The 17532-nt window shown below is 72.2% G+C and carries 18 protein-coding genes; 7 read left to right on the forward strand and 11 right to left on the reverse strand.

The genetic code is table 11. The features are described from left to right. Window positions 1-22: 22 nt before the first annotated feature. The 4 genes from ACFY3I_RS06390 to ACFY3I_RS06405 all read left to right on the forward strand — a co-directional run bounded on the left by ACFY3I_RS06390 (window position 23) and on the right by ACFY3I_RS06405 (window position 4688). Window positions 23-1975 carry a hypothetical protein gene (locus ACFY3I_RS06390; protein WP_390859608.1) on the forward strand — a complete coding sequence of 651 codons (1953 nt, stop codon included), beginning with the start codon at window positions 23-25 and terminating at the stop codon, window positions 1973-1975. A 223-nt stretch (window positions 1976-2198) separates the two neighbouring features. Continuing rightward, a complete protein-coding gene (locus tag ACFY3I_RS06395; protein ID WP_390859609.1) occupies window positions 2199-2867 on the forward strand; it encodes a hypothetical protein in 669 nt (222 codons plus the stop codon). Window positions 2868-3000: 133 nt separating this feature from the next. After that, window positions 3001-3453, forward strand: coding sequence for a MarR family winged helix-turn-helix transcriptional regulator (locus ACFY3I_RS06400; RefSeq protein ID WP_365292615.1), 453 nt, complete (start codon window positions 3001-3003; stop codon window positions 3451-3453). Window positions 3454-3755: 302 nt separating this feature from the next. Further along, window positions 3756-4688, forward strand: coding sequence for a ketopantoate reductase family protein (locus ACFY3I_RS06405; protein ID WP_390859610.1), 933 nt, complete (start codon window positions 3756-3758; stop codon window positions 4686-4688). Window positions 4689-4900: 212 nt separating this feature from the next. On the opposite strand, the gene ACFY3I_RS06410 is transcribed toward ACFY3I_RS06405, so the two are convergent. After that, window positions 4901-7282 carry a phosphoketolase gene (locus ACFY3I_RS06410; RefSeq protein ID WP_390859611.1) on the reverse strand — a complete coding sequence of 794 codons (2382 nt, stop codon included), beginning with the start codon at window positions 7280-7282 and terminating at the stop codon, window positions 4901-4903. A gap of 47 nt (window positions 7283-7329) precedes the next feature. Here ACFY3I_RS06410 and ppk2 point away from each other — a divergent pair, with 47 nt between their 5' ends. Then, window positions 7330-8133: a polyphosphate kinase 2 gene (ppk2, locus tag ACFY3I_RS06415; protein ID WP_365292609.1), complete on the forward strand. Its 804-nt coding sequence runs from the start codon at window positions 7330-7332 to the stop codon at window positions 8131-8133. A 17-nt stretch (window positions 8134-8150) separates the two neighbouring features. Here the strand turns inward: ppk2 and ACFY3I_RS06420 are convergent, their stop codons facing one another. The 7 genes from ACFY3I_RS06420 to ACFY3I_RS06450 all read right to left on the reverse strand — a co-directional run bounded on the left by ACFY3I_RS06420 (window position 8151) and on the right by ACFY3I_RS06450 (window position 13049). Then, on the reverse strand, window positions 8151-9029 hold the full coding sequence (locus ACFY3I_RS06420) for a universal stress protein (protein ID WP_390859612.1): 879 nt from the start codon (window positions 9027-9029) through the stop codon (window positions 8151-8153). Window positions 9030-9034: 5 nt separating this feature from the next. Further along, window positions 9035-9166 (reverse strand): hypothetical protein, encoded by a 132-nt coding sequence (locus ACFY3I_RS06425; RefSeq protein ID WP_390859613.1) that lies wholly within the window; start codon window positions 9164-9166, stop codon window positions 9035-9037. A 452-nt stretch (window positions 9167-9618) separates the two neighbouring features. Beyond that, the gene (locus ACFY3I_RS06430; protein WP_390859614.1) at window positions 9619-10353 is read right to left on the reverse strand and encodes a hypothetical protein; all 735 of its coding nucleotides are present in this window, start codon (window positions 10351-10353) and stop codon (window positions 9619-9621) included. Window positions 10354-10434: 81 nt separating this feature from the next. Next, window positions 10435-11118 carry a LuxR C-terminal-related transcriptional regulator gene (locus ACFY3I_RS06435; protein ID WP_390859615.1) on the reverse strand — a complete coding sequence of 228 codons (684 nt, stop codon included), beginning with the start codon at window positions 11116-11118 and terminating at the stop codon, window positions 10435-10437. A gap of 248 nt (window positions 11119-11366) precedes the next feature. After that, window positions 11367-11624 (reverse strand): YciI family protein, encoded by a 258-nt coding sequence (locus tag ACFY3I_RS06440; RefSeq protein WP_365292601.1) that lies wholly within the window; start codon window positions 11622-11624, stop codon window positions 11367-11369. A 56-nt stretch (window positions 11625-11680) separates the two neighbouring features. Beyond that, window positions 11681-12382 (reverse strand): flavodoxin family protein, encoded by a 702-nt coding sequence (locus ACFY3I_RS06445; protein WP_390859616.1) that lies wholly within the window; start codon window positions 12380-12382, stop codon window positions 11681-11683. 34 nt (window positions 12383-12416) lie between these two features. Further along, entirely contained in the window at window positions 12417-13049 is a 633-nt protein-coding gene (locus tag ACFY3I_RS06450; protein ID WP_390859617.1) for a cysteine hydrolase family protein, read from the reverse strand. A gap of 179 nt (window positions 13050-13228) precedes the next feature. Between ACFY3I_RS06450 and ACFY3I_RS06455 the strand changes: the two genes are divergently transcribed. Further along, window positions 13229-13813, forward strand: coding sequence for a TetR/AcrR family transcriptional regulator (locus ACFY3I_RS06455; RefSeq protein WP_390859618.1), 585 nt, complete (start codon window positions 13229-13231; stop codon window positions 13811-13813). Between the two features lie 97 nt (window positions 13814-13910). On the opposite strand, the gene ACFY3I_RS06460 is transcribed toward ACFY3I_RS06455, so the two are convergent. Further along, window positions 13911-14327 (reverse strand): hypothetical protein, encoded by a 417-nt coding sequence (locus ACFY3I_RS06460; RefSeq protein ID WP_390859619.1) that lies wholly within the window; start codon window positions 14325-14327, stop codon window positions 13911-13913. Between the two features lie 356 nt (window positions 14328-14683). On the opposite strand from ACFY3I_RS06460, the gene ACFY3I_RS06465 reads away from it, so the two are divergent. After that, on the forward strand, window positions 14684-15169 hold the full coding sequence (locus ACFY3I_RS06465) for a hypothetical protein (protein ID WP_390859620.1): 486 nt from the start codon (window positions 14684-14686) through the stop codon (window positions 15167-15169). A gap of 18 nt (window positions 15170-15187) precedes the next feature. On the opposite strand, the gene ACFY3I_RS06470 is transcribed toward ACFY3I_RS06465, so the two are convergent. Together ACFY3I_RS06470 and ACFY3I_RS06475 are read right to left on the reverse strand one after the other, a co-directional pair. Further along, a complete protein-coding gene (locus ACFY3I_RS06470; RefSeq protein WP_390859621.1) occupies window positions 15188-16423 on the reverse strand; it encodes an MDR family MFS transporter in 1236 nt (411 codons plus the stop codon). A gap of 106 nt (window positions 16424-16529) precedes the next feature. Continuing rightward, entirely contained in the window at window positions 16530-17390 is an 861-nt protein-coding gene (locus ACFY3I_RS06475; RefSeq protein WP_390859622.1) for an alpha/beta fold hydrolase, read from the reverse strand. Window positions 17391-17532 lie beyond the last annotated feature (142 nt).

The raw sequence follows: 17532 nt of genomic DNA on the forward strand, positions 1-17532 counted from the left end.
TCATCCGAAAGCGTTCCGCTCCATGCACCTTCGTTCGCTCAGAAGTTCCGCACGCGGTGCCAGGCCGCGGGTCCTGGAGGTCGAGTCCGTCCTCGTCGAGCAGTACGGGGATCTGGTCCGCCTGGCGCACCTCGTCCTGCCCGCCGCCCTGGGCAGACACCGCCGGGTGGTCGTCGCCCACTCCCTCGTGCAGCGAGCGCTGACCGGAGCCCGCACGGTTCCCGGTACGACGGTCCCGCCGCCGCGCACGGAGCGGCCGGCCGCCGTACCGGTCGAACAGGCCTTGCTGGTGACCGTCGTGCGCGGCGCGCTCTCGTACGACCGCGGCCCTCGCCGACGCCTGATACCGCTGCTGCCCCGGCTGCCGCTCGTGGTGGGCCTCAGCCTGTTCCCCCGCTCCGGCGGCGCGGACGAACTCGCCCTCGCCCAGCGGCTTTCGGAGGTCACCGCGGCCGGCCGTGCCGCGTTCCTGCTGCGCGTGCTGCACAGCCTGTCCGACGACGCCGTGCGCGAAGTCCTGGCCGGGGCGGGGGTGTCACGCCCCGACGACGCCCTGCGCGCGGCGGACGGGCTCGCCGAGAGCGCGGGCCCCTCGGCCGCCGGGCTGCTGACGTCACCGGAGTTCAACGCCTGCGCACTCCAGGCGAGCCCCACCGATCTGCTGCGGCGCAGGCGCCGGGTTCGGCTGGGCCTGGCCGCCGGGGCCGTCTGCGCCGCGACCGGAGTGACGCTGGCCGCGACCCTGGCCGACGGCCCGGCGCCCTCCGACGGCACGCCGACGTCCGCGGTACGGGCCGCGTACGGTCCGGCGGACCTGGCGCGCACCGGGGCCACCGTCTGGGACAACACCTCACGTGTCGACTTCACGGCATGGCCGGCCCGGGGATCCCGGGTGCGCGACGAGGCGCTGCTCGGCAGAGCACTGGCCGCGTGGCTCCGTCCGGCTCGCACCGGCATCCGGCCGGCCCTCGCACCCGGAACGAGCGCCGGTGCCCCGGTCGCCGCTCCCCGGCTGCTGTACGCGGGAGACGTCGACGACACCGCCGTGGTGGTGCTGTACGACGGTGAACGCATCGCCCGCTACACCGAGCCCGCGGCGGGCCCGGCCCGACTGAGCGTGGCCCGGGTCGACGAGGCGGACGTGACGACCGCGGCGGCCGTGGCCCTGACCGCGTCGCGGGGATCCGAGCGGTACCTGCTGGCTCCGTGGGTCGCCGAGGCGCAGACCCGTGACCTGCTGCGTCCGGACGTGCTCGCCCGGCCGCTCCGGGTGGGCGGGGACGGGGTAACCGCCCCGGTCCCCGCGGTGCCGGCCGGCGGCGGCTGCGCGAGCCGTCCGGTGCTCCAGCTGCGGTCGTCGGAGCGCATCGCCGAGCACCACGCCTTCCTGCTCGCCGGACTCGGGGACCTGTCCCCCGTACACCTGACCTACACCCCCCTGCCAGGACAGGGGAACCCGCCCCGGCAGCCCCGGGAGGCCACCGGCAGCGCCGCCCTGCTGGCCTGGGCGCACCAGGCCTGCGGGCTGACGTCGCTGCGCGGGGCGGGCGTACGGGCGGTGAACGCCTGGGACTTCGCCGAGCAGGACCTGCCCGACGGCGGCGGGCAGGCGGTATGGACGTGCGCGCGCGCCGACTCCTGGCGCGGGCCCGGGGACGTCACGGTGGGCCTGCGCACGAGCCGGGACGGCCAGGCCGAACCGGTGCGCACGGCCGGGCGCGCCCGGTCCACGGCCGCGTGCAGCCGGTTCGGGCAGCACGTCGTGGCCGCCACCGGCTGGCGGTCGCCCAAGGGCAACTGGTTCGTGCTGGCGGCGGGGAGCCGGGCCGTGACGGAACTGCGCGTGACCGGCGACGTCTCCGGCGCCCGGGACGGCCGAACGCTGGCCCTGCCCGCGCCCGGGCGACCCCACGTCGCGGTTCGGGCCCGGCTCGCCTCCGGCCAGGACCTCGCCGGCCTGGACCAGCCCGGCTGACGGCCGGTGCCCGGCGGATGCCCCGCTTCCGGGAAGCGGGGCATCCGGCGCCGGATCCGGACCTGCCGGGCCTCGACGGTCCGGAGCGAGCGGGCGCCCCGCCGGAACCCACGCGCAGGTGGCGCCGACGGCGGTCCGGCCGCACGTCCGCCGTGCGCAGCGGCGGACGTGTCCCCGGGGGCGGCGATACCCTGAAGGCATTGCCTGGGGTATCGGGGGGATCATGAACAGGCTTCTGGCGGCGGCCGTTTCGGGCGTCGCGCTGGTGTCGGTGGCCGCGTGCGACGGTGGGGACCGGCCGCCCCGGGCGCCGACACACGGCCCGACCACGCTCGCCACCGCGGGACGCAAGGCCTCGCCGCGGGCCACGGCCGTCGACCGGGGTGCGGTGACCGAGGCGGCGAGGTCAGCCCTGCTGGCGGGGTTGTCCACCGAAGACCTCCCCGGCCACGCGGGGACGGCCACCGCCGCCGTCGGCCGGGGCAGTGCGTTGTTCCTCTGGGCGACCGCCGACGACCGTTTCTGCTTCGGCGACGCCGCGTCGGACGGCGGGTTCACCTCGTCCACCTGCACCGCGTCCGCCCGCGACACGGCCTTCTCCGCCCGCCCCACGCTCATCCGCCTCGCCACCACCGTGGCGATCGGCACGAGCCAGACCCTCGTGCTCGGCGCGGACCGGGAGACCGTGCGGTCGGTGACGTGCGACGGCGCGCCCCTGGCCCTTCGGAGGCTCGACGGCGTTCTCGACCGCAGGCGTGCGCTCTACGCCTTCGACCTCCCGGGTGAGACCGGCGGATCCGTGACCGTGACCGTCGTCCGCGCTCACGGCACGGCCGTGGAACACGTCGACCTGCTGTGGAAGGGGCGCCACGGCAGGACGGTCTGCCACTGACCGACGCCGGGACGGAGCGGGGCGCACGGCGATGCCCGCACTCCCCCTCGACCGGCATCCGGATTTCTTTGTCGCGACTTTACGGTGGGCGCATATGCTCTTATCATGGGCTTACAGCACCCAGGAGGAGATCATGACCGCTACACCCGCCGACCCCTCCGACGCGTGCAACAACCTGGCCCTGCGCAAGGCGGCCCGCTATCTGAGTGCCACCTACGACAGGGCCCTGTCCCCGGTCGGCCTTCGCGCGACGCAGCTCAGCATTCTGCAGAAACTCAGCGCGCAGGGGGAAATGACGATCTCCACCCTGGCCGACATGATCGCCATGGACCGTACGACGATGGCCTCGAACCTCAAGCCGCTGGCGCGCGAGGGCCTGCTGGTGGTCGAACCGTCGGCGACGGACCGCCGCGCGCGGATAGTGTCGATCACGCCCGACGGCGTCTCCCGGATGAAGGCGGCGCTGCCGCTGTGGCGGGAGGTGCAGGCCCAGTTCGAGGACCGTTTCGGATCCGAGGACGCGGCCCGGATGCGCACGTTCCTCCAGGCCGTCCTCCAGACCGGCTTCACACCCTGGGCCGAGTGAGACACCGGCGGCGCCACGGAACGACACCGCACCCGGGGCGGAACACCCGTCTCCTGGCAGTCGCCCCCGCAGGTCCGGTGACGGATCGCCGCCGCGCCGCCCCCGGTCGCGGCCGAATCACCCGAGCCTGACTCCCGGCCACGACGCACGACCGCCTTGCCCGGCACCTCCCCCGAAGGAGTGCCGGACGCCCTCGTACGTCCGGGCGGACTCCGCGAGCATCGGCGGCCGACACGAGCGACATAGCCGTATGATTTTTGATTATGTCGACTGGATGGCGGCGTGGAGAGGAGTGGGAGCCCATGAGGATCCTCGTGGTGGGTGCCGGCGCGACGGGCGGATACTTCGGGGCGCGACTGGTCCAGGCCGGCCGGGACGTGACCTTCCTGGTACGGCCGCGGCGCGCGGACCGCATGGCGGAGCGCGGGCTGCGCGTCACCGGCCTCGGGGAACGGACGGTCCTCCGGCCCCGCGTGATCGGCGTCGAGGACATCGACGGTCCGTACGACTTGGTCCTGCTCGCGGTCAAGGCCACCGGGCTCGATCAGGCCGTCGCCGACGTGGCGCGCGCGGTCGGTCCGGACACGCTGATCGTCCCCTTCCTCAACGGCCTCCGGCACATCGACACGCTGGCCGCGCGATTCGGCGACGGAGCGCTCCTCGGTGGTGTGGCGAAAGTCGCGACCGCCCTGGACGCCCAGGGAGACATCGTCCGCCTGGCCGACGCGCAGGATCTGCGCTACGGGGCACGTCGGGGCACCGCTCCGGCCCGACTCGCCGAGGTGCACCGGGTGTTGAGCGACGCGGGCTTCCCGACCGGCCTGTCGGCGGACATCGACACCGAGATGTGGTCCAAGTGGATCTTCATCGCCTCGGTCGGTGCCGTGACCTGCCTGATGCGGGGGTCGGTCGGCGAGGTCGTGGCCGTACCGGGTGGAGCGGAGTTCGCCGGGGCGGTGGTCGAGGAGTGCGCGTCCGTGGCGGCTGCCGCCGGCCACCCGGCACCCGACCCGGCCCTGCGGCAGACGCTGGCGAGCGTCACCCAGGAAGGCTCGCCGCTCACCTCGTCCCTGTACCGGGATGTGACACAGGGCTTCAGCGCGGAAGTGGAACAGGTCTTCGGCGATCTGGTCCGCCGCGCGGACGAGTTCGGGATCGCCGTTCCGTTGCTCGGCCTGGCCACCACACATCTGCGCGTGCACCAGAACCGCGTCGAGGGCACGCGCGTCGGCTGAGGCGGTGCGGCCCCGGCCATGTGCGGTCCGCGGGCGGAGGACCCTGCTCCGTAGGGCACCTGCGTCCGGTGACGTTCATCGACTGCGCCGGGCTCGGAGTACTGTGCCGCACCCTGCACCGGGTCCGGGCCCGGGCCCGTCACGGCCGGCTCCGGCCGGTCACCGGTGACGGCCGGTTCCTGCGGGTTCTACGGGCCGCCGGTCGGGGGCGGTCAGGCGTTCCAGCTCCAGTCGACGACCTCCGGCAGGTCGGTGCCGTGGTCCCGGATCCAGGCCTGGTGGCGGGTGCGGACGTCGGCCATCTGCTGGCGCAGGGCGGCCGCCCGGACCGGGAGGCCGGGGACGCGGTCGATGACGTCCATCACCAGGCGGTAGCGGTCCAGGTCGTTGCGGACGACCATGTCGAACGGGGTGGTCGTGGTCCCCGACTCCTTGTAGCCGCGCACGTGCAGGTGGCGGTGGCCGGTGCGCCGGTAGGCGAGCCGGTGCACCAGCCAGGGATACCCGTGATACGCGAAGATCACCGGCTTGTCGGCCGTGAACAGGCCGTCGTACTCGAAGTCGGTCATCCCGTGCGGGTGTTCGTCGCGCGGCATCAGCCGGGTCATGTCGACGACGTTGACGACGCGCACGGCGAGCCGTGGCAGGTGCCGGCGCAGCAGCTGGGCGGCGGCCAGGATCTCCTGGGTGGGCACGTCGCCGGCGCAGGCGAGGACGACGTCGGGTTCGGCGCCGTTCTCGGTGCCTGCCCAGTCCCAGATGCCGGCGCCGCGCGCGCAGTGGGCGCGGGCCTGGTCCATGGAGAGCCAGTCGAAGCAGGGTTGTTTGCCGGCGACGATGACGTTGACGTAGTCCCGGCTGCGCAGGACGTGGTCGGCGACCGAGAGGAGGGTGTTGGCGTCCGGCGGCAGGTAGACGCGGACGACCTCGGGGCTCTTGTTGAGTACGTGGTCGACGAAGCCGGGGTCCTGGTGGGAGAAGCCGTTGTGGTCCTGGCGCCAGACGTGCGAGGTGAGCAGGTAGTTGAGCGAGGCGATGGGTGCCCGCCAGGCCAACTGCCGTGACGTCTTGAGCCATTTGATGTGCTGGTTGACCATCGAGTCGACGATGTGCACGAACGCCTCGTAGCAGGAGAACAGTCCGTGCCGGCCCGTGAGGAGGTAGCCCTCCAGCCAGCCCTGGCAGGTGTGTTCGGAGAGGATCTCCATCACCCGGCCGTGCCGGTCGAGGTGTTCGTCGACCGGGAGCAGCTCCGCCTGCCAGGCCTTGCCGCCGGCGTCCAACACGGCCTGGAGCCGGTTGGAGGCGGTCTCGTCCGGGCCGACCAGCCGGAAGTCCCTGCGGAGCCGCGTGTCCTCCATGATCTGTGCGAGCAGGTCGCCGAGGATCCGGGTCGGCTCGTGCAGGGTCGTGCCGGGCTTCTCCACCGGGACCGCGAACGCGTCGAGGCCGGCGATGGGCAGTTCGCGTACGAGCAGGCCGCCGTTGGCGTGCGCGGTGGCGCCGAGCCGGCGGGCGCCGTCGGGGACGCAGGCGAGGACGTCGGGGACGGGCCGGCCGTCCGCGGCGAACAGTTCCTCGGGCCGGTAGGAACGCAGCCACTCCTCCAGCTGCCGCAGGTGCCCGGGATTCTCCCGGACGCCGGGCAGCGGGACCTGGTGGGCGCGCCAGGTGCCCTCCACCGGCTCGCCGTCCACCTCCGCCGGGCCGGTCCAGCCCTTCGGGGTGCGCAGCACGATCACCGGCCAGCGCACTCTCCCGGTGGCCCCGTCCTCGCGCGCGGCGCGCTGCGCCTCGGCGATCCGGTCCAGAGCCTCGTCCAGGGCGGCGGCCATCGCGTGGTGGACCCGGGCGGGATCGTCGCCGCCGACGTGGATCGGCTCGTGGCCGTAGCCGCGCAGCAGCGAGTCGAGTTCGGCCTCGGGGATGCGGGCCGCCACCGTCGGGTTGGCGATCTTGTACCCGTTGAGGTGCAGGATGGGCAGGACGGCACCGTCGTGGACCGGGTCGAGGAACTTGTTCGAGTGCCAGGCGGCGGCGAGCGGTCCGGTCTCCGCCTCGCCGTCGCCGATGACGCAGGCGACCAGCAGGTCCGGGTTGTCCAGGGCCGCGCCGTAGGCGTGGGACAGCGAATATCCCAGCTCGCCGCCCTCGTGGATCGAGCCCGGGGTCTCCGGGGCCACATGGCTGGGCACTCCGCCGGGGAAGGAGAACTGCCGGAAGAGCCGTGCCATCCCCGCCCCGTCCCGCGGGACGTCCGGGTAGGTCTCGCTGTAGCTGCCCTCCAGCCAGGAGTTGGCCAGCACGGAGGGGCCGCCGTGCCCGGGCCCCCAGACGCACAGCGCGTCCAGCCCGCGTGTCCTGATCACCCGGTTCAGGTGGGTGTACACGAGGTTCAGGCCGGGCGCGGTACCCCAGTGGCCCAGCAGCCTCGGCTTGATGTGCTCCGGTCGCAGCGGCTCGGCGAGCAGGGGGTTGGCCATCAGGTAGATCTGGGCGGCGGCCAGGTAGTTCGCGGCCCGCCAGTGCGCGTCCACGGTGCGCAGTTCGTCGTCGGAAAGTACGGTGGCGTCCTGGTGCTCGGCCTTGGACATGAGGTCGACTCCGGATGTCTTGGCGGTCACTGGGCGGTGGAGGCGGCATGGCCGGCGAACGGGCGGCGGAGCTGCCGCGCAAGGCGTACGAGAAGGAACTGCTGCGTCTGCAGACCGAGTTGGTGAAGATGCAGGAGTGGGTGCGGGCGACGGGTGCCCGGCTCGTGGTGGTCTTCGAGGGGCGCGACGCGGCCGGCAAGGGCGGCACCATCAAACGGGTGACGGAGCACCTCAATCCGCGCATCGCACGGATCGCGGCGCTGCCGAAGCCGACCGAGCGTCAGCGCACCCAGTGGTATTTCCAGCGGTACGTGGAGCATCTGCCGGCCGCCGGGGAGATCGTGCTGTTCGACAGGTCCTGGTACAACCGGGCCGGGGTCGAGCACGTGATGGGGTTCTGCACCAAGGAGGAGTACCAGCTGTTCCTGCGGCAGTGCCCGATCTTCGAGCGGATGCTGATCGAGGCGGGGATCCTGCTGCGCAAGTACTGGTTCTCGGTGAGCGACACCGAGCAGCAGGAGCGGTTCCGCAAACGGCTGGAGGACCCGCTGCGGCGCTGGAAGCTGTCGCCGATGGACCTGGAGTCGATCACCCACTGGGAGGCGTACTCCCGGGCCAAGGACGAGATGCTGGTGCACACCGACGTCTCCGACGCCCCGTGGTACACCGTGGAGAGCGACGACAAGCGCCGGGCCCGGCTGAACATGATCGCCCATCTGCTGTCGTCGGTTCCGTACGACGAGGTGCCGCCGCAGGTGCTGGAGCTGCCCGAGCGGCCGCCGTCGACCGGGTACCAGCGCACGCCGCGCGATCTGCAGACCTACGTCCCCGACCACTCGGCGACTCTCTGAGCGGTCGCCCGTCGCGGTCACACCGGCTCCGGTACGACGGCGACCGGGCAGGCGGACCGGTGCAGCACGCCGTGCGCGACCCGGCCGAGCTGGAGCCCGAAGGCCCGTGGGCGGCGCCGGGCTCCGACGACCAGGAGGGCCGCGTCCTGCGAGGCGGCGGCGAGTACGGACCGCGCGTGGCCCTCGACGGTTCGGCGGTGTGTCTCGATGTCGGCGGGGATGTCGGCGAGTGCGGTCTCCAGCGCCTCCAGCGCCTGCTGCTGGTGGAGCCGGGCGAGCTCGGCGGAGGTCCGGGGGAGATCGGTGGTCTCGTACGCGGGCATCCGCCAGGCCCGTACGGCGTCCAGGGGTACTCCTCGGCGGCGTGCCTCCTCGTAGGCGAAGCGCACCACAGGGGACCTCTTGCCGTCCGTCCCGACGCACAGGACGACCCGGCCGCGCGACGGGGCGGCGCCCCGGTCGCCCGGCGCGCCGCGCACGACGACGGTCGGGCAGTGCGCGTGGCCGGCGAGGGTCAGGCTCACCGAGCCGAGCAGTGCCTCCGCGAGGCCGCTGCGGCCCCGGGTGCCCGTGACCAGCAGAGTGGCGTCCCGGCTCTCCCGGACCAGCGCGTACTCGGGCTCCTCGGCGAGAACGTCGGTGGACACCGCCGCGTCGGGCTGCCTGCGCCGGACCCGCCGGGCCGCGACACCGACGACGTCGTCGGCCATGACCTCCTCGGACGGCCGGTGGGGGTCCCTGACGGGGTGGGTGCCCTCGTACCGCTCCCACAGTGAGGCGTGGACCAGGCGCAACGGCACGCCGCGCAGCACGGCCTCGTCCGCCGCCCAGTCGACCGCCCGCAGGCTCGGCTCGGAGCCGTCGACACCGACCACGATCGGCAGGACACGGCGCATCGCCCTCACCGCCCCGCGTCGAAGGGGAGCGGGGACTTCGGGGAGCGGTCGCGCGGCCCGGTCCCGTGGACGGCCCGTTCGGCGGCGGCACAGCTCCCGGACGGGCCGTCGGCGCCCGCGGTCACGGTTCGGAGCATGATCCTCACCTCCTACGGTGAGGGTCCCCCAGGCGAGCGGTCCCCGCGCGGGGACCGCTTCCACCCCGAGCCTCCGGAAAGGCCGCGGGCATGGGCCGGTGGTCCCGGTGAGGGGACCGGGCGGCCCGTCGCCGACCGCGGCGGCGACGGTCCGGCCCCGAGGCCCGGCGGCGCCCGGGCGGGTGACGGGGCGGGCGGGCGCCCGGCCGGTGCCTAGTGGCCCACCGTCTGTGCTCCGCCCGGATCCGGCTGCCGGACCTGTACGCGCCGTACGGCGCCGGTACCCGCGTCTGAGCACCTCGCGGAGCGCGCCGCCCGGGAACGTGGGTGGAGCCGGTCGGCCCTGCTACGTCCGGGCCGCCGTCCTCGCCTCCCGTCCGGACCGGGCGGACACCGGCGGACGCGGGCCGGGTCCGGTCCCGCGCGGTCCTGACGCCTCGCGGGTCGCGAGGTCAGACCCGGCCGCCGGCCACCACACGGTCGATGTCGATACCGATCGACCAGTTCTCGCCGGCCGAGTTGTCGGCGTTGCGCCGGTGCACCCGCCGCCGGGTCGGGAACCTGATCCCCTCGAACGTCCGGTAGTCGCTGACGTAGTGCGCGACGGCCACGCCGACGTTGACGTCGACTTCGTAGTCGAGTCGGCGCAGCAGGCCGTCGTCGCCGAAGTAGAAGGTCTGCCTGGCCGTGTGGGTGGCGATGGACTCGGGAAACTCCACGTGCAGCCGCCGCCAGACCTCTCCGTTCTCCGTCCAGGGTTCTCCTTCGCGCGAGGTGACGTCGGGACGGTCGAGGAGGAAGGGGGTGGTGAGGTAGTTCCACATGGCGTAACCGATGAAGTAGCCGACCTGGAGCGGCTCCCAGGGCGAGGTGAGGTCGTATCCCCGGTACGTCGATCTGATGCCGGACCGCGACTCCAGTACGGTGCCGTCGGCCGCGGCCCGCAGTTCGGTCACGTCGTCGTAGGCGCGGAACACGAAGTCCTGACCGGGCCGGCCCCAGGGACTGAACCGGACCAGTTGACGCCGGGTGTCGATCGTCACGGTCTCGTTCAGTGGTCGGTCGGAGAAGCCCCGCACGGCCCAGAAGGGACCGTGGAGCTTCGCTTCGACCTGCAGGCCGTCGATGCGCGACCAGCGTTCACGACCGCCGTGGGCTGAGATGACATGGTCGAGGAGGTCGTTCATGGGTGTCTCCGGTGTGTCGCTGATGTGTCGGTGTGCGGGGCCTTCGCGATACCGTCGCCGGTCGCCGGCCGCCGGCCGCAGCTAGAGGAGGCCGGCGCGAATCATGTACGCCACCGCGTGCGTTCTGTTGTTCACTCCGAGCGTGTTGATGATGGCGTGGACGATGCTCTTGATCGTCCTTTCGGAGTAACTGAGGCGACCGGCGATCTGGGCGGTGTCCAGACCGTCCGAGAGCAGCCGGAGAACGGTCATGTCCCGGGTGCTGAGGCCCGGTCCGGGACCGGGTCCATGGCGTTCCATGCGCCTCATGTGCTGGATCAGGGGGCCCAGTATGTGGGGAGGCACATCGGCGTGCCCGATGCTCGCGGCGACGGCGGCGTCGGCGATCTCCGAGAAGGTGGCGGTCGGGCGGAGCACCACGCTGACGACCCCGAGGCTGATGGCCCGGACGAGTCTCGGCTCGGTGATGGAGCCGGTGACCAGCACGGCACGCGTGTGCGGCCGGTCGGCCGATATCCGCTCCACGTGCTTGAGCACCTGGTCCGACGCCGCGTCGTCGAAGGCCACCAGGACGTCCGCCTCCCGCTCGTCCCCGCGCGGCAGCACCCGCAGGCCGGGAAAGCCGGCGAGAGCGGCGACACCGCCCTCGTAGGTGATCTGGTCAACGGAGACGACGGCGACGGCGAGCGGAGTACCGGTCTCGGCGGTGCCGCTCCGCCCGTCGGCCGCCTGATGACCCGCAGCTGTGGGATCGTCCGCGTTCAACCCCGCGTCGCCTCCTTTCTGACGGGCCGTCGGCCCGGTGCCGCACATGAACCCACACATGAAGGTGCTCGTCCGGGAGTCCCGGTATCGACCATGGAGTGAGTATGGACGTCCATGTGCGGGACACACCGTCCCGAGCGCCCGATGTCCGGCGAACGGGCCGAAGTCAAGGCCGTTCGCGCGGCGATCCGCCGCCTTTGGGGCACTCCTGGGCCGCGCGTCACGGTGGCCGACGGCCGGGCCCGGTGTCAGAGCCGGCCGACCTCGATGAACTCGAAGGTCAGCAGGCCGTTGGCCGCGTACGGCAGTTGGCCCAGTTGCTCACGCGCGCTGTCGAGACTCTCGGCTTCCACGATCAGGAAGGCTCCGGGCCTGTCGGTGCGGCGGAAGGAGGAGAGCACGACGCCGTCCGCCTTCAGTCTCCGCAGGACGCGGGCCTCTTCTTCCGCGTGTGGTGCCAGTTGTTCGCGCTCGGCGGTGACGGTGCCAGTCACGTGCAGGTACATGTGGGGTCCTCGTTCACGGGTGTTGCCGAGTGGTGCCCGGGGTTCGGGGACCACGGTCAGGCGGCGCTCGCGCCCTGCTCGGTACGGGCCTTCGCGTCCGCCGCGCTGCGGGCGGAGATCTCCCGGAAGTCCTCCAGCGTGTGACGTTCGACGTCGTAGCCGCGGCCGTGGGTCCACCGGGCGGTCAGCTCGGCCAGCCGGGCCCCGTACCGCTCGGCGGTGACCAGGTCGCCGTGCGCGCCGACGGCTCCGGGCTCCTCGTCCACGTTGGTCTGGCCCATGACACCGAGCCAGGAACCCAGCCGGTTCACGTCGTACACGGAACCGCCCGTCCAGTTGTTGCCGGAGGCGTCACCGACCGAGATCCACTGCATGTTCATCTGCGCGGCGAACACCGCGAGTTGCTGCAGGGAGAAGAGCTTGTCGCCGTTCTGGGAGGCGGAGTGGGTGAACCCGCCGGCCAGCTTGTCCTTCCACTCCTGCCCGAGGTACGGGTAGAAGCCGGCCTCCAGGAAGGCCTTGAACACGGCGGAGACACTGCCCATGTAGGTCGGCGCGCCGAAGACGATCGCGTCCGACTCCTTCAGAAGTTCCATGGTCGCCGCGTCGGACCAGCGTCCTTCGTGGACCTGGTGCCCCGCGATCTCCGCCAGCCGCACCTCGATACCGGGCACGCTCCTCGCTCCGCGGGCGACGCTCTCGGCGAGTGCGCGGGTGTGGCCGTTCGGGGAGTGGTAGACGACGGTGACAGTAGCCATGTGGGGGAACCTCTCTCTGCTTGCGTGGTGTTCGTCAGGCGGCCGGGGAGGGGACGACGGCGGCCAGGAAGCCGTCGACCGTCGTGACCTCGTGGCCGTAGGTGGGGTAGGAGATCTCCAGGGCGGCCCGATGGGCCTCCTCCGTGAAGTCGGCCACGGCGTCCGTGAGGAACGTGACGTGGTACCCGGCTTCCAGCGCGTGCCTGCCGGTCCCCTCGACACAGGTCTGGGAGGTCAGTCCGGCCAGGACCACGTGCTCGACGCCCCGGGCGGTGAGCTGCTCGTGCAGGTCCGTACCGGCGAAGGAGTCGAACATGTGGTGGCGGCCGACCACGACGTCTCCCTCCTGGGGGCGCAGTGGCTGGTAGAAGTCAGCGCCTTCGGTGCCCTCCCAGAAGACCTGGTTGTCCACCGCGAAACTGAAGCGCGGCAGCACGTGCCTGATGTCGTCGAAGACGCCCTCGTGGAGTCCGTGGGGTGCGTAGAAGACGGTGACGCCCGCCTCCCGGGCGCCCGCCGACAGCCGGGCCAACTGCGCGCGCAGGCCGGTGCTTTCCAGCATGGGGCCGATCTGGCCGCTCAGCTTCCCGTTCTCGGCCAGGAAGTCGTTGAGGGGGTCGATCAGGACCACGGCGGTCCGGTCGGCAGGGTAGGTGTGAGCGTTCATGGGGTTCTTTTCTGTCTGGTCGCGCGCCGCCGGCGCCAGGAGTCCGCTGCTCGGCGGTCGGGACGGTCATCCCATTTATATGATGACCATCATGAATAACTCCATCATGATGACCGTCATGTAAATTGTCAAGCAGGGATACGGTCCAGGAGGTGGACATGCGTGCTTCTCGTGAGCAAGTGGCTGCAAACCGTGAGGCCATCATCGTCAGCGCAGGTCAGCAGTTCAGGAAGCGCGGCTTCGACGACGTGACCATCGCCGATGTGATGAAGGCCGCCGGGCTGACCCACGGCGGCTTCTACGGCTACTTCGACTCCAAGGAGGCACTGGCCGCGGCGGTGTGCGAGCGGGGCATCGCGGAGAGCGTCGCGGCCGTCGACGCCGTGGCGGCACAGACGGCGCAGGACGGCGGACCGGTCGCCGAGCCCCTGCTGCACCAGTTCGTGGAGGACTATGTGTCCGCCCGGCACCGGGACAGCCCGGACGACGGCTGCAGCGTCGCCGCACTGGCCCAGGACGCCGGACGTAACTCCGCGGAGCTCCAGCGCATCTTCGCCACCGGCATCACGGGCATGGCCCAGTCGCTGAGCCGTCTGCGGGCGCTGGACGCTCAGGACCGGGCGGCGGGGGCCGGGCCCGACTTCGCCACGCTGTCCACCATGATCGGCGCACTGGCTCTCTCACGAGCGGTGGCCAAGGCCGACCCCGGACTGTCCGAGACGATCCTCGATGCGGCACGGGCACATATCGAGTCCCCGGCCTGAAGCACCCGTCGTGGTCCGGCGGCCCCCGGCCCGGGCGGCCCCGTCCGGACGGCCCCGTCCGGGCGGCCTCCGTCCGGGCGGGTTTCTCCCGCGCCTGTTACGGCCTGCCCAGCAGTTCGCGCACGTGTCGCACGATCTCCTCGTTGGTGAAGGAACGGCCCGCGATGCCCCAGCCACCGGGCACGGCCTCCGTCAGCGCGACCCAGGTCCGGCTCGCCAGGTCCGGGTCGGCGGCGGCCGTCGCCACCGCCGCGGTGATGTCACCGACCACGCCCAGTTGCTGCCCACGGTCCAGGGCACCCGCGTTGGTGGTCACCTGCACGCGTACGCAGTCGCTCCTGCCACTGGCCGTGGACAGCGCGTCCGCGGGCAGTTCGTGGACGAACGCGGCGGTGTTGTCACCGAAGAACGGGATGTCCGGCACCTTCTCCCAGCGCATGACGATCCGGGCGAGTTCCGTCGCCAGGGCCTTCTTGTCGCTGAAGGTGCCTACGGCGGCGTACACATCGATCATGGGCATGAGTGTCCTGCCTCGGGGTTGAGCGGATGTCTCGCCGAAGAGCCGCGGCGATGCCGGATCCGGCGGTCGAACCGCGCGGCGGTCCGCGAAAACGTAACGCAACAGGCCGAACCCACCGGCGGGTTACCCGTGCCCCGACTGCCCCGACGGGCAGCGAGGGCGGCTTTCGCGCACACCGCGGCCGGGCACCCGTCGACGCGCGCAGGCCCGTCCACCATGTCTGCGAACATGGTGTGTTGTCCCGTCACACACTTCCGGCGGCCACGGTCGGTGCCGCACCGATCGGCGCACGTCGACCCCACAGGATGTGTCTGACCGTCCGTTACACTTCCCGAAAGGGAGGGCTTTCGATGTCCGCTGAGGCAGTCGCGCAGGAATCCCTGAACAACGTGTACATGAACCGGGTCACGGCCGACCTGGAGCGGGTCGAGGCGGAGATCGCCCGGACCGAAGCACGGCTCGCGGAACTCCGCGCGGACCACGCTCTCCTCAGCCGCCTTCGGGAGAACCTCGGCGGCCCCGTCAACACCCCGCCGGACGCCGTGGCCGCGACCCCGCACCCGCGGCCCTCGGCCGCCGACGCCGGACGCCGGTCTCCCGCCGCCCAGTGGGGCTCCGTCCGGGACGCCGTCCTCGGCCATCTGCGGGCGTCCGCGCGCCCGGTGTCCGTCAACGACATCTTCACGGCCCTTCCCGGCAAGGTGCAGCTCTCGGGCAAGGTCGTCGTCCGCAACACGCTGGAGGCCCTGGTGGCCAAGGGAGCCGCGGAGCGCTCACGAGACGGCCACTCCGTCCGGTACACCCTCGTGGACGCACCCTCCGGGGACGGCGGATAGCCCGGACAGGACCGTCGTTCACACCCGCCCGCCGGTGGCCGCCCCGGCCGGCCGCCGGAATCCGAGCAGTACCCGGGATCCGGCCGCGGTGAGGGTGCCGATCACCGCACAGGTCCCCCAGGTGGCGGCACTCCCCCAGTGGTCGAGCGCGCTGCCTCCGAGGACCGGCCCCACAAAGGACGCCGCCGCCCAGGCGACGGTGTGCACACCGTCGTAGCGTCCACGGGCGTGCGACGGTGCGAGATCGGCGACGAACGACATGGAGGCGGGCGCGTACAGGATCTCACCGACGGTCCAGACGGCCACGGTGCCCGCGTAGGCGAGGACCGAACCCGCGAGGGCCGTCAGGCCGAACCCCCAGCCCATCAGGAGAGTTCCCACGGCCAGGACCACGGCCTGGCCGCGTCGCGCGGTCAGGCGGGTGAGCGGAATCTGCAGGACCACGACGAGGACGCCGTTGAGGGCGATGACCGTTCCGTAGTCGCGGGCCGTGAGTCCGTGCCTGCCCATGTCCACCGGCAGCATGGTGGATCCCTGCTGGACGACCAGGCCCAGCAGGAACGTCAGCCCGACGAGCGTCATGAACTTCGCGTCCCGCAGGACGATCCCGACGCCCGCCGGCCGCTCCGTCCCGGGCCGCTCGCCGGAGCCGGAGCCCGTTGCCGCGGGCAGCGTCTCGGGAACGCGGAGCCGTACCACCAGGGCGCAGAGCAGGGTTGTGCCGGCGTCGCCCAGGAAGAGCCACACATAGCCGTGCGTGGCGATCAGTCCGGCGACCGCGGACGACACCGCGAAGCCTATGTTCACCGCCCAGTAGTTCAGGGAGAAGGCACGCACCCGGTCCTCGTCGTCGACGAGATCCGCCATGGCGGCCTGTGCCGCAGGGCGCGGGGCACCGGAGGCCGCGCCCAGCGACGCGGCCAGTACGGCCATGGGCACCGACCCGCTCACCAGTGCCAGGGCGACGGTGGCCGCCGCCGCACACAGCTGCGCCCACAGCATGGTCCGGCGCCGCCCCACCCGGTCCGCGAGGGCCCCGCCCGCCAGCGCGCCGATCGCGCCCCCGAGCCCGTAGAGGGACGCCACCAGGCCCGCGTAGGTGGCGGAACGGCCGCGTTCCAGGGTCAGGTACAGGGTGAGGAAGCCGACCACGAAACCGCCCAGGCGGTTGACCAGCGTGCTCGTCCACAGCCACCAGTAGGCGCCCGGCAGACCCGTCAGGGTCTCTCGGAGGGTGTGCCGGATGCTTCCCACGGGTCTGCTCCAGGGCTGCGGGGCCGTGGCGGCCCCACGGAGGCTTCACGGAGGCGGGGGCCGGCCACCGTGACCACCGCTGATGCCGTCCTCGTCCTGCCGTCGCTCAGCCGCCCGGTGTCACCTCGCCGTCGAGGAACCGCGTCACGTGGGAACAGAAGAGCTCCGGGTACTGGAACAGTGAGCCGTGACCGGCGTCGGGGAAGATCAAGAGCTGTGCGTCCGGGATGTGCCGGAAGAGAATCCACGAATTGACGGTGGGCACCATGACGTCGTTGTCCCCGTTGACGACCAGGGTCGGCTGACGGATCCCGCGGAGCTCCTCGAACCGCTCGCCGCGGGCGGTGCCCCAGTCCGCGCGCAGGGCGTCCTGGGCCCTGACGCTGTCCGGGCCCGACTCGGGGTCGGCGTCGTGCGTGCGGGCGTGCCGGCGTTTCCAGAACGCTCTGCCCGCGGCCCGGCTGGCCGCCGAGGGGCCGAAGAAGAGGTAGAGGTAGTCGTCCTCGGTCAGGACCTCGTGGCCGGCGACCTCCGGGACCCGCTCCCCCAGCCCTTCCGTCTCACCCGCACGCGGCTTGGTGCCGACCAGGATCAGACGCCGCACCAGATCGGGGTGGGCGAGCACCAGCGCCTGGCTGACGTAGCCGCCCACCGAGAAGCCGAGCAGGTCGATCTCCTCCAGACCCAGGGCCGCCAGAAAGCGCGCGGTGTTCTCGGCGAATCCCTCGGCGCTCGTCGCCGTGTCGCCGCCGGACGCTCCTACGCCGGCGTTGTCGAAGAGTACGACGGGACGGTTCGCCGCCAGTCCGTCCGTGACGAGCGGGTCCCAGTGGTCCATTCCGGCCCGGAAGTGCGGCAGCATCAGCAGCGGAACACCGGTCTCGGCCCCGAATCGCCGGTAGGCGTAACGGACACCGTCCGCCTCGAGGTACCGGGTGGGCGCGGTCGCGTGTGTATGTGTGGTCATGGTGCTCCTCGGCCCGTGCGGATTTCGGGTGCCGCCGGAAGGCCGGACACCGATCGGCTGCCGGTCCGTCGGGAGGCGTCTGCGGGCGTCGCTCCCGTGGTCTCCGGTGGCGCGGGCCGTCGGCTCCTCACCCGGCTTTCGG

It is taken from the genome of Streptomyces sp. NPDC001068, assembly GCF_042897315.1.
GTDB lineage: Bacteria > Actinomycetota > Actinomycetes > Streptomycetales > Streptomycetaceae > Streptomyces.